General features: G+C 58.9%; 13 protein-coding genes. 3 read left to right on the forward strand and 10 right to left on the reverse strand.

Translation table 11 applies throughout. From position 1 onward, the window contains the following. Positions 1-180 precede the first annotated feature (180 nt). The gene (locus CAP31_RS04025; protein WP_087446361.1) at positions 181-579 is read left to right on the forward strand and encodes a TraR/DksA family transcriptional regulator; all 399 of its coding nucleotides are present in this window, start codon (positions 181-183) and stop codon (positions 577-579) included. A 23-nt stretch (positions 580-602) separates the two neighbouring features. After that, on the forward strand, positions 603-2327 hold the full coding sequence (gene polX / locus CAP31_RS04030; protein ID WP_087446362.1) for a DNA polymerase/3'-5' exonuclease PolX: 1725 nt from the start codon (positions 603-605) through the stop codon (positions 2325-2327). A 27-nt stretch (positions 2328-2354) separates the two neighbouring features. Here polX and CAP31_RS04035 read toward each other — a convergent pair whose 3' ends face one another. From CAP31_RS04035 to CAP31_RS04045, 3 genes are read right to left on the reverse strand one after another with little or no spacing between them, the layout of a single operon-like run. Continuing rightward, entirely contained in the window at positions 2355-2684 is a 330-nt protein-coding gene (locus CAP31_RS04035; RefSeq protein ID WP_087446363.1) for a YqjK family protein, read from the reverse strand. Further along, entirely contained in the window at positions 2681-3061 is a 381-nt protein-coding gene (locus CAP31_RS04040) for a phage holin family protein (protein WP_087446364.1), read from the reverse strand. Before CAP31_RS04040 ends, CAP31_RS04035 begins: the two co-directional genes overlap by 4 nt. Positions 3062-3064: 3 nt before the next feature. Further along, positions 3065-3400 (reverse strand): YqjD family protein, encoded by a 336-nt coding sequence (locus tag CAP31_RS04045; RefSeq protein WP_223247356.1) that lies wholly within the window; start codon positions 3398-3400, stop codon positions 3065-3067. Positions 3401-3568: 168 nt separating this feature from the next. Between CAP31_RS04045 and CAP31_RS04050 the strand changes: the two genes are divergently transcribed. Continuing rightward, positions 3569-4885 (forward strand): hemolysin family protein, encoded by a 1317-nt coding sequence (locus CAP31_RS04050; protein ID WP_087446365.1) that lies wholly within the window; start codon positions 3569-3571, stop codon positions 4883-4885. Between the two features lie 16 nt (positions 4886-4901). On the opposite strand, the gene CAP31_RS04055 is transcribed toward CAP31_RS04050, so the two are convergent. The 7 genes from CAP31_RS04055 to CAP31_RS04085 all read right to left on the reverse strand — a co-directional run bounded on the left by CAP31_RS04055 (position 4902) and on the right by CAP31_RS04085 (position 11920). Next, positions 4902-5330, reverse strand: a complete 429-nt coding sequence (locus CAP31_RS04055) for a hypothetical protein (RefSeq protein WP_087446366.1) — start codon at positions 5328-5330, stop codon at positions 4902-4904. 160 nt (positions 5331-5490) lie between these two features. Then, positions 5491-7533: a thioredoxin domain-containing protein gene (locus CAP31_RS04060; protein ID WP_087446367.1), complete on the reverse strand. Its 2043-nt coding sequence runs from the start codon at positions 7531-7533 to the stop codon at positions 5491-5493. Positions 7534-7707: 174 nt separating this feature from the next. Continuing rightward, positions 7708-8007, reverse strand: coding sequence for a DUF1540 domain-containing protein (locus CAP31_RS04065; RefSeq protein ID WP_087446368.1), 300 nt, complete (start codon positions 8005-8007; stop codon positions 7708-7710). 234 nt (positions 8008-8241) lie between these two features. Continuing rightward, complete coding sequence (locus tag CAP31_RS04070) at positions 8242-9090, reverse strand: PA4780 family RIO1-like protein kinase (protein ID WP_087446369.1); 849 nt, start codon at positions 9088-9090, stop codon at positions 8242-8244. A 54-nt stretch (positions 9091-9144) separates the two neighbouring features. Beyond that, on the reverse strand, positions 9145-9426 hold the full coding sequence (locus tag CAP31_RS04075; RefSeq protein ID WP_087446370.1) for a hypothetical protein: 282 nt from the start codon (positions 9424-9426) through the stop codon (positions 9145-9147). A gap of 44 nt (positions 9427-9470) precedes the next feature. After that, on the reverse strand, positions 9471-11435 hold the full coding sequence (locus CAP31_RS04080; protein WP_087446371.1) for an AsmA family protein: 1965 nt from the start codon (positions 11433-11435) through the stop codon (positions 9471-9473). Between the two features lie 83 nt (positions 11436-11518). Then, on the reverse strand, positions 11519-11920 hold the full coding sequence (locus CAP31_RS04085) for a hypothetical protein (RefSeq protein WP_157662647.1): 402 nt from the start codon (positions 11918-11920) through the stop codon (positions 11519-11521). Between the last annotated feature and the right edge of the window lie 52 nt (positions 11921-11972).

Raw genomic sequence — 11972 nt, forward strand, 5'->3', positions numbered from 1 at the left:
TCCGTTGGTTTTGCTGGCGCCGGATTTTGGGGGTGTGGAGTCGATACCGGGGCGATCAGCCCTGATTTTATACCATACCCGCACATGCCTGAACATATCTTGCCAAATGACCTGCCATGTTGCGCACAGTTACTATAATGAATAAAACATCGACTGCATAACTAATGGATAGGGGATGATATGAGCGAACTGACGCAAGCGCAGCTAACCCGGATAAAACAGGTGCTGAATCAGCGTTATTGGGCATTGCTGGAAGAAGTCCGCGATGCGCTGGAGAATGCGGGGCAGCAGCAGTATATCGAGATTATCGGCAACGTACCGACCGACATCGGGGATGCCTCCATGGGCGACGCGCTGGCAGATCTGAATGTGGCGATGATAGACCGGCAGATTCATGAATTGCGCGATATCGAGGCTGCCCGCCAGCGTCTCGCGGACAAGGCTTACGGCGATTGCATGGACTGCGGTGAAGGCATTGCGTTCGAGCGCCTGATGGCTTATCCCACCGCCAAACGTTGCTTTCGCTGTCAGCAGCAGCACGAAAAAACCTATCACGGCGAAAATACGCCTTCCTTGTGAACCGGGTAGCCGAAGGGAATAGCATGCCGATCCACAACGCCGACATAGCGGCCATCTTCGACGAGATAGCGGATTTGCTGGAGATCCAGGATGCCAATCCGTTCCGCGTGCGTGCTTACCGCAATGCCGCACGGACGATAGAAGGACTGGGGCGTGATCTCCGCAGCCTGCTGCAGCAGGACGGTGTATTGCCGAAAATGAGCGGAATAGGTGCCGATCTTGACGCCAAGATCCACGAAATCGTGGAAACCGGGCACTGCACCATCCTCGAACGGCTGCGCAAGGAATTGCCGTCCGCCATCATCGAATTGCTGAAGATTCCGGGGCTGGGGCCGAAGCGGGTGAAGGCGCTGTATCACGACCTCGACGTGCAAACACCGGAGCAACTCTACCGCGCCGCCAGGGATGGGCGTATCCGGGTTCTCCATGGCTTTGGCGAAAAGACCGAGCGCAATATCCTGGAAAGCATGGAAGCGCATATCAATCATACGCGACGTTTCAAGCTCGCCGTTGCCGCGCAGTATGCGGATGCGCTCACCGCTTATCTGAAACAGGCGCCAGGCGTGCAGCGGGTGGTGGTGGCCGGCAGTTTCCGCCGCATGCGCGATACCGTTGGCGATCTGGATATCCTGGTGACCGCCGCCAGGGATAGCCCGGTAATGACGCGATTCATTGCCTATGACGAGATCGGGGAGATCCTGTCGCATGGCCCGACCCGTTCCAGCGTGGTGTTGCGCAGTGGCCTGCAGGTCGATATCCGTGTAGTCGATGAGGCTAGTTACGGCTCCGCGCTGCATTATTTTACCGGCTCCAAGGCGCATAACATCGCGGTGCGCAAGCTGGCGCTGGCGCGTGGACTCAAGGTCAACGAGTATGGCGTGTTCCGGGGTGCCGAGCGCATCGCCGGAGAAACCGAGGAATCCGTCTATCGCACGGTGGGGCTGCCGTATATCGAGCCGGAGCTGCGGGAAAATCGTGGCGAACTGGAAATAGCGCGCCTCGGGCAGCTGCCGGACCTGATCACGCTGAGCGATCTGAAAGGCGATCTGCATGCACACACCAAGGCCACGGACGGGCGTAACACCCTGCTGGAAATGGCGCAGGCAGCCAAAGCCATGGGCTTCGAATATCTGGCTATTACCGAGCATTCGCGGCACCTGACGGTCGCGCATGGCCTCGACCCGCAACAGCTGCTGCAACAGATGGATGAAATCGACAGGCTGAACGAAACCTTGCAGGGCATCACACTGCTCAAAGGCATCGAAGTCGACATACTGGAAGACGGCAATCTGGATCTGCCCGACAGCGTACTGGCGCGGCTGGATCTGGTGATCGGCGCGGTGCACAGCAAATTCGAGCTGTCCCGCGCAAAACAGACCGAGCGCATCGTGCGTGCGATGGCACATCCTCATTTTACCCTGCTCGCGCATCCGACCGGGCGCCTGATCGATCGGCGGGCGCCGTATGACGTGGACATGCTGCGCATCATCCGTGAAGCAAAACAGCGCGGCTGTTATCTTGAACTCAATGCCCATCCGGAACGTCTGGATTTGCTCGATACCCAGTGCCAGATGGCCAAGGAAGAGGGCGTGCTGGTGAGCATCGATTCGGATGCCCACACAGCGCAGGATTTCGGCAATCTGCGTTTCGGCGTCGGTCAGGCGCGGCGCGGCTGGCTGGAGAAGAAAGACGTGCTGAACACGCGCACGTTACAGGAACTGTTGCCATTGCTCGGCGGGACGATGTAGCGGGTCCGGATTCGTCCCGGCGTGACGTTAGCTTCGGGGTTTACGGGCCTTGCCGGTCGCAGGCCGGATGAAGGGCAATATTTTCAAGCCAAAGGACAGTAGCACAGGGTAATTGCGCCAGCATATCCTGGCAAAGCGGAGCAGCCCTTTGCGTCGCCACAGTACCAGCACTGCGACGCTGCCGATGACCATCCCCGGATGGGCGCGCAGGTAGCGTATCGCTTTTAATCCGGATTCTGCCGCCAGCAGCGGTTTGTGCCACTGTCGCGAGAGTGCGGCCACTTCCGTACGCTGCTCGTCTATTTTTGCCAGCAGTGTTCGCCGCCGGTCGATAACGTCTGTCAGGCAGTGCTTCATAAGCGCGGCGCCAGCTGTTCGCGGTCCTTGCTTAATTCGCTCAGGCTGGCAGCAAACAGTCTGGGTCTTTCCCGGCACATGGCGCGGAACGTATTCAGCGCCAGCAATCCTGCCAGCGTGAATAACCCGGTAAGACCGCCTATCATCAGCAGGCGGTGGCTATCCCAGAACAGCACGATCAGGAATACCGTTGCCAGCAGTAACGCCAGCCCGAAGAAAAACAGCGTAAGGCCGCCGATCACCAGTATGCGGGTGAGACGTATCCGCTCTTCTTCCAGTTCGTTGGACAGCAGTTCGAGTCGCGTCTGGCCGATGGTCAATAAGGTACGCACGAGCCGTTTCAGCGACTCCATCAATCCGGATGTAACCTCCGCCATGATTCAGCGTCGTGCGATCAGCATGCCGATGAGTACGCCCACGCCAGCCCCTATCCCCACCGCCTGCCATGGATGTTCATGCACATATTCGTCGGTGGCCCTGGCTGCTTGCCTGGTGCGCTCCACCAGGGCGGCTTCGGCTGATGCCAGGCGAAGCCTGGCGCTGTGCAGGCTCTCCCTGATACGTTCGCGGGCAGAGGCGATGCCTTCGCCCGTCTGATTCGCAGTCGCGCGCAGCAGTTCTTCTGCATCGGTCACTACCGCACGCAGATCTTCCATGAGCTGTTCCTTGGGTGCCATGCTTGCAGCATCTTCAGTCACGGTTGGATTGGCTTTCATTGTTCGCTCCCTTTTTTTGAAAGATAGTTTAAGCATAGTCACCTTCTGCAGAGTATCAAGATGATTCTTTGGCATGTATTGCTGCGCGATGGGGAAGCGGCAGCCATTGCCGCAGCGAATCGGGCGGAACTTTGCTATAACTAAAGTAAACCCCTGTCAGGATAATTCATGGAAATACTCTTTCTTGTCATACTGATACTGCTTAATGGCGCGTTTGCGATGTCGGAGATCGCGCTCGTCACCGCACGGCGCAGCCGGCTGGCCCGGCTTGCTGCCGACGGCGATGTGGCGTCCATCATTGCGATGCGCCTTGGCGAAGAGCCGACCCGGTTTCTGTCGACCATCCAGATCGGCATTACCGCGATCGGCATTCTGAACGGTATCGTCGGTCAGGCTGCACTCGCCGCGCCTTTCGCCGTCTGGCTGCAAGGCCTGGGCATCGCGCAGCGGGAGAGCGAAGTCGGCGCGACGGTGCTGGCGGTCATTGCGATTACCTACATATCCATCGTCATCGGCGAACTGGTACCCAAACGCATCGGGCAGTTCAATGCCGAGGGCATCGCGCGGCGGGTGGCGCGGCCGATATCGGCTCTCGCGGCCATCTCGCGGCCGTTCGTGCGCCTGTTGTCGTTTTCGACTGACAGCATCCTGCAATTGATGGGCAAGCGCGACATGGGCAGCGCGAACATGACCGAAGAAGATCTCCATGCCATGCTGGAAGAAGGCTCCGAATCCGGCATCATAGAAAAACACGAACACGACATGGTGCGCAACGTGTTCCGTCTGGACGACCGGCAGATCGGATCGCTGATGATCCCGCGCAGCGATATCGTCTACCTGGATATTGATGAGCCGCTGGAGATCAACCTGACCCGCGTCGCTCAGTCCGACCACTCGCGCTTCCCTGTCTGCCGCAGCGGGATGCACGATATCCTGGGCGTGATTGCTGCCAAGCAATTGTTCAATCAGCTGTATAAAACCGGCAAGGCCGACCTGGCCTCGCAACTGCAGCCAGCCGTCTATGTGCCGGAATCGCTGACCGGAATGCAGCTGCTGGAACAGTTCCGCGCCTCCGGTACGCAGATGGTGTTCGTGATTGATGAATACGGCGAGATACAGGGACTGGTGACGTTGCAGGACGTGCTGGAAGCCGTTACCGGTGAATTCAAGCCGCGCAATGCCGAGGAGGCCTGGGCCGTGCAGCGCGAAGACGGCTCATGGCTGCTGGACGGTATCATTCCGATCCCGGAACTCAAAGACAGGCTGGAGTTGAGAGAGGTGCCGGAGGAAGACAAAGGCCGCTATCACACTCTAAGCGGCTTGATTATGTGGCTGCTGGGGCGTCTGCCGCAAACCGGCGATGTGGTCGAATGGGAACAGTGGCGCCTGGAAGTAGTGGATCTGGACGGCAAGCGCATCGACAAGGCCTTGGCCAGCCGGCTGCCCGACGCCGATGGGGAAGCGGGAATCGGCGCCGGACAATAAGCGCCGGGCGTGCAGCTTACTCGCCTTTTTCCCTTGCGGCTTCATCCGGTGAAAGCGGGCGATCCCAATGCAGGATCACGTGTTTGCTGTGTTTGCCGTCCAGCGTCACCTTGCTGGATTGCGTTACGCCGTTGGATACGGCCTTGATGGTATATTTACCCTTGGGCAGACGCACATACAGCATCGGGCCGACATTGGACAGATTCAGAACCACCTTGTTATGTTCATCCGTGATGGTTACCGGAATATCGGCAACAAATGCGCCAGGCTTGCCTTCAGAGAATTCCATCTGCAGCGGGAATTCCTTGGCGATGCGCCGCATCATCGCCTGATCGCCTTCGCCGATGCCGCCGTTGACATAGCTGCATGAAGCGCCGTCTGCATAAGCCAATGGTAAAGCCGTGAATAGCGCTGTCGCCAGCAACAGTGAGTTTCGCAGTTTCATAATGCGTTTCCTTTCATCAATTGAGATCGGTAATGGAGCGCTGGCATATGCCGTGTCCGAAGGAGTGGACGCGAACCTGTCGCTCCCGTTTGAAATGCTAGTTTTCAGTATAGAACGCAGGCGGGAATTCACAAGTGAATGAACCAGTCAGATCAGTTAACTATCCTTTGGTAGCAAAACACGCATCCAGCAATTTCCGGATATCGTCCAGCGGCGGCGAGCATTGCGTGCCCTGGCAGATCCACGCGCTGACATCCTTGGTCAGCGGTTTTGCCAGCGCTGCCGGCAGTCTGGCGATCTCGCCTTCCAGCGCCAGTATCAGCTTGTCCGGCGCATAGTGGCTGAGCAATTGGCGGCGCCAGTAATCGCTTAGTCCCGGCGTGCTGCGCAGAATGACGATCTGCGGCGGGATGAGGTGTTCCTGCAAGGTAATCAGCAGGCTGGAAAAACCGCCGGTGTGCCGCGACATCGCCGGATAATACAGTGCCAGCGTGCGTTCGGCGGCATCCAGATAACGGGTGTCTCCGAGCAGATAACCCAGGCGTTGCAGCGCAAAGGCGGCGATGCCGTTGCCCGACGGCATCGCGCTGTCGTGACCGGGCTTGGGGCGGTGGATGAGCTGTTCGTGGTCGTGGCTGGTAAAGAAGAAGCCGCCCGCCTGTTTGTCCTCGAATTGTTCCAGCAGCGTATCGGCGAGCGTGCGCGCGAATTCCAGATCGCTCAGGCGGAACTCCGCCTGCATCAACTCCAGCAGGGCGTCGAGCAGGAAGGCGTAGTCGTCCAGATAGGCGTTCAGATGTGACTTGTCGTCCTTGTAAGTCGCCAGCAGGCGGCCGTTATGCCACATTCTGGCATGGATGAAATCCACTGCCTGTTGTGCCGAGGCGATCCAGACCGGCTGGCCCAGGATGTTGCCGGCGTGCGCCATGCCTTTGATCATCAACGCGTTCCAGCTCACCAGTATTTTTTCGTCGCGTCCCGGTTTTATCCGCTGGGTGCGGGCGGTGAACAGCTTCTGCTGCGCGCAGGCGAGCAGATGCTCGGCCTGTTCCAGTGGTATCTTGAGTGCGGCCGCGACATCGGCCAGCGGCTTGGCCACGATCAGATTCCAGTGTTTTTGTTCGAAATTGGGCGGCTGGTCCAAACCGTAATAAGCGGCCACGAGCGCGTATTCGTCCACGTGTAGCAGACTGGCGATCTGATGCGGGGTCCACACGTAGAACTTGCCCTCTTCGTGTTCGGAATCCGCATCCAGGCTGGAATAGTAGCCGCCATGCGGTGCCTGCATCGTGCGCATGACCCAGCCGGCGATGCCGTGTGCCGTATGCTTGAACGCGGCCTCACCGGTCAGGACAAAAGCATCGGTGTACAGCGACAGCAGCGGGCCGTTGTCGTACAGCATTTTCTCGAAATGGGGGATCGCCCAGCGTTCGTCCACGCTGTAGCGGCAGAAACCGCCGCCGAGCTGATCGTGAATGCCGCCGTCCGCCATCTTGCGCAGCGTATGCAGCGCCATGTGCTGTGCGCTGGTGTTGCCGCTGCGTGCTGCGTATCTGAGCAAAAAGTCCATATCCGTTGGATGCGGAAATTTGGGCGCGCTGCCAAAGCCGCCGTGGGTGACATCGAACGATTGCTGCAAGGCCTCAGTCGCGGCATCCAGCGGTGCGGTGTCGAAACTGGCCTGGCCCTGCGCGCTCGGCAGGGTGGTGTCGAAGGCCTGCAACAGCGAAGCATTCTGACTGGCGATGTCTTCCTGCCGCGTGCGGTACAGCTCGACTACGTGCTCCATCAGCGTGATGAAGCCGGGCAGATTGTGACGGGCCTCTTTGGGGAAATACGTGCCGCCGACGAACGGCGTCTGATCCGGCGTCAGGAACAGCGTCAGCGGCCAGCCGCCGTTGCGCTGGGTCAGCATGTAATGGGCGGTCTGGTAAATGTGGTCGAGGTCGGGGCGTTCCTCGCGGTCGACCTTGATGTTGATGAAATGCTTGTTCATCACTGCCGCCACTTCGGGGTCCTCGAACGACTCATGCGCCATCACGTGGCACCAGTGGCAGGCGGAATAGCCGATCGACAGCAGTATCGGCTTGTTCTGTTCGCGCGCCAGCCGCAGCGCTTCTTCCCCCCACGGGTACCAGTCGACCGGATTATCCGCGTGCTGTTGTAAATAAGGGCTGGTTTCCTGGGCAAGTCGGTTGGGCATGGTCGGCTCGATAGATAGGGTTAAGGGAATACGTTATCGGCTTTGCCGAATCCTTCCGGCAAGCCGTCACCCGGGTTTTACGGCTGATTGAAAAATGGGCAGCCTCTTCGACCGCCCGACTCAACCATGTCTTCAGCGGCATACACTGAATCTCGCTGTCATGCATCGCACAGACTAACGTGCGGCAAAGGTCATGCAATTTACCTGATTCTGGACATGGCCGACCATGATGTTGTCCGACATGCATTCGAGGCCGTCGTTAAACTTGCAGCCAGCGACCTTGCAGGCGCCTATTCCGGCTGAGCCCATGCCCGATTTGGCATGCTGCGAACTTTTCATGTAGGTGTCGCAGCCCGGGTGTATCCCGTCTCCGACGGAAATCGCCCGTGCCTGGCAGGCCTGGTCAAGATTATAGGCACATTCAGTAGCTGAACATCCAGCCACAACCGGCATTTCTATACAGATTTTCTCCATGGTGTACTCCTTTCATGCAGATTGCTCGGTGCTGATCGGGACTGAAATAAACGTACGCTGGCAGCCACGGTATCAGCGGGGGTGCATCCAACTCGTTGTGGATTGGCTGTGTATCAGAGGGTTGCCCGAAGGCGTGAAGCGCCGGGATACACCTTATCAGCTTAGTCGCCAATGCGGGTTTTTCAAGTGGCAATGCCCGCATTGAGCCTCTCGTCATTGGACTGTGCCGCGTGCTTACTGCGATGCCTGCATGCGCAGCCGCCGCGCAGTTTCTTCGGCCCGCGCATCGTCGATCTCCCTGATCACGCCGTGCAGGTCCACCGGCTTGTCGCTTGCAGTGAAATGGCCGCTTAGCGGCGTATCCGGGCGCAGCTCGCCTTGCTCATAGAGTGCCCAGATTTCCTTGCCGTATGCAGTTTGCAGCAGCTCCGGCGCAAAGCGGCCGAAATAGCTGGTCAGGTTGGTGACGTCGCGCTCCAGCATGCTGCGGGCGTGGTTGTTGCCGGCGGCATCCACCGCCTGCGGCAGGTCGATGATGACCGGGCCGTCGCTGCCGAGCAGGATGTTGTATTCCGACAAATCGCCGTGGATCACTCCGGCGCACAGCATCAGCACCACTTGCCTGAGCAGTGTATGGAAATGCGCCCGTGCCTGCTCCGGAGTGAAATTCACGTCGTTCAGCCGCGGCGCAGCATTGCCGGTGTCGTCGGTGACCAGTTCCATCAGCAATACGCCAGCATGAAAATTGTAAGGCCTGGGCACGCGCACGCCCGCGGCGGCGAGGCGATACAGCGCATCGACCTCGGCGTTCTGCCAGGCTTCCTCCTGCGCTTCACGCCCGTAGCGCGAGCCTTTCGCCATGGCACGGGCCTGGCGGCTGTTCTTCACCTTGCGGTTTTCGGTGTAATCGACGCTCTGGCGGAAGCTGCGTTTGTTGGCTTCCTTGTACACTTTGGCGCAGCGTACTTCTTCGCCGCTGCGCACGACGAACACCATCGCTTCCTTGCCGCTCATGAGCTGGCGGATAACGTCGTCGATCAGGCCATCTTCGAGCAGCGGGGCGAGTCTTTTCGGGATTTTCATTAATCAGTTCAGGTATGGAGTGGATTCAATGCGACGGAGCATGGGGCGATGGTATCACTCCTTGCCATGGGATCTGAAAATCTCCGGCAAGTAATCATCCAGCCGTCTCCCTGGGGCGGCTCGCGTACCGGATGTGGTTGGCAGACGTCCGCGCGGGCGCCGCATGGCGGCCAGTACGGTATAGGTTTCGGGCGTGAACGCTTCGCTTGCTGCAATCGCCTGCTTTAACCAGGCTTGAAAAAACTCAGGGCTATCCTGGTCGGGTATGCTTCCTGCATTGATGCCTGATGTTTCGTTGAGGGGAGGGGTGGCCGTACCGTTTTTAAACAGGGGCATGATTTTCCTTTCTCGGTTGATGTTGCGCAAGGCGCCGGGATGCCTTATTGCGCAGGCGGCACCGAGCTTTTTGCCTGATGGATCAGGTGTCCGCATGCGCTGTCCTTGCCGGGGCCGGAATCGACCAGCGGGATGATTGCGAGGAACGGATTGAGTACCGCCAGCGCAGCTGCACCCGCACCGCGCAACAGGATCCGGGTCTTGTCGATCGATACTTTCGGGTTGGCGAAGGGGCCGCGGATATAGATCGGGCTGCGCAGCGCTACCGGGCTGAGCACCTTGGTATGGGGTTCCAGATCGAGATTCAGGGTTTCCTGCGCCATGTTGATGTCGCCGCTGCCGATAATGGTATTGATCTCGGTGTCCAGCACCAGCGCCCGGGTTTGCATGTCGCCCTGCTTCACATCGAAATTGGCCACGGCGCAATTGAGCTTGATGTTCTTGTCGCCGGTGATCTTCAGCTGCAGCATCTCCCACAGGTGCAGATTGATGGTTTCCAGCATCAGTTTGCTGATTTCGCCGCTGTCTATGAGCAGCACCACTTTGCCATCGGCGTCGGCGAGCATTTTGCCGACCGCGTTACCTTTGCCGGCAAGATCGAATTCGCCGTTTACCTGGCCGATACTTGCCTTGCTCATTTTAATGGTCGGGAACAGCTTCTTGAGCAAAAGCTTGCGCGCCTGGATCTTCAGTTTGCCCTGGATGGGGTCGGTGTGGCCATTGAGCGTGACGGCGCCTTCCAGCGTGCCGCCCGCGACGCCGAATCTCAGCGGGTCGAGGGTCAATACCGAATCATTCATCTTCACGTGCGTCGCCAGATCCTCGATCGGCAAGGCTTGCGCACGCTGGATGCGCTTTGCCTGAATTTTCACATCGGCATCCACGCTGTTCCAGCGTTCGGTACGGAAAGGCAGCTCGGGCAGCACCTTGCGTTTGCCCGCGGCTGTGACGGGCTGCGTACCGGCATCCGCCGCCGTATCGGCCGTATCGTGCGCCGGTGCCTCGCCCTTGTTGCGGTTGCTCATGCCTACCAGCGATCCCAGGTCTTCCAGATTGAGCAATTGCAAAGTCAGATCACCCCGTAAAAACGGTCGCTTGCCGCCCTGATCGATTTGCAGGTCGCCCGCTACGTCGCTTTTGCCGACGCGCGCGGTGAATTTTTCATAGCGCCATTGTCTGGCATGGCGCAGCAGATGCCCTTTGGTCTGGTACGCGGGCGTGCGCGGCAGCGCGATGCCGATCAGCGGGTAGAGCCGGTCCAGGCTGGCGCCGGCAAGCTGCATGTTCAGATCGACAATGCTGAACCGGGTCAGGCTGGTGACCGTGCCCGCCGCCTGCAGCCGGGTATGGCCGAGATCGACGTCGATGTCGAGCGGGTAGGGCGTGGTCTGGTCGTTTAGCGCCAGCACCGTGCCGCCGCTGCCCTTGGCCGTTAACGGCAAGCCCTTGAATCGACCGTCTGCGGCGAAGACAATGTTTGCGGTGCCCTGCGATGCGCTCTGGCGGGTGGAAAGTGTCGCCTGAATGTGGGTGTTCTGTGCCGGATCGGCGTAACTGATATGGCCTTGATCCAGCATGATGCGGCCAATCTCCGGCTGTGCGCTTTCATCCTTCTGGTGGTGATCCAGCAGCCAGTTCTTGCGGCCATCCGGGTTCTGTTCGAGGGATATCTGCGGTTGTTCGAGCCTGATCGTACCGATGGTGAGATGGTGCCTGAACAGCTGCGGCAAACTGATATCGCCGTCCATGCGCTTTACCGTAAACATCTGCGGCTGCTTGCACCAGTCGGGGTTGGCGAAGGTGACGTCCGCAACCTGAATGCGCGTCATCGGCCAGCCCAGCTTGACGTCGAGGTTGCCCTGGATGACCAGCGCGCGTCCGGTCTTGTCGGTCACCATGCGTTCGATCGGGTGGCGCAGCCAGTTCCAGTCGAAAAAAATGACCAATAGCACCACCAGCACGGCGATTCCGGCCATGACATAGGCGAACCACTTAAAATCGCGGCGCATTTTCAGGATTCAAATGTATTCATAGTGAGGCAAGTGTTTCACGAAAACGAAAAGGCATCGGTTCGTTAGCGCACGGTTCACGGCTAGTAACAGCCGTTGCCTGACGACGACCAGCTTTCGACGATATTGGCGGGTGACACCTTGAACAATATTTTGCAGGAATAAGCGTAACTGGATACCGGCGTCGCCTGCTGCGTGGGAACGGAAATCCAGCTGCCGCCGCTGGCGCTGGGTACGTAAACCGGCTGGAAGGTCGTGTAGGAATCACCGCCGCGCACGACCGTCTGGCTGGTGAAATACTCGAAGAGCCGGGCGCCGGTCGATAGCTTAAAGGACCTGGAAGGCGGTCCTTTCGCCAGCACCAGATCGTCGGAGCTTTTGCCGACATGGATGTCAAGGCTGCGAGCGAACGTGGCCTTGCGCTGTTCCAGCGAAACGCAACCGGTCAGCGAGGCAAGTATCAGAAGGACAGGAATAAGGCGCATGACAGGGCTCATAACGTGGGCGAATGCGTGCATGGTAGCCTCACTTCCCTGC

This window comes from Sulfuriferula sp. AH1, from assembly GCF_002162035.1.
In the GTDB taxonomy this organism is placed as follows: domain Bacteria; phylum Pseudomonadota; class Gammaproteobacteria; order Burkholderiales; family Sulfuriferulaceae; genus Sulfuriferula.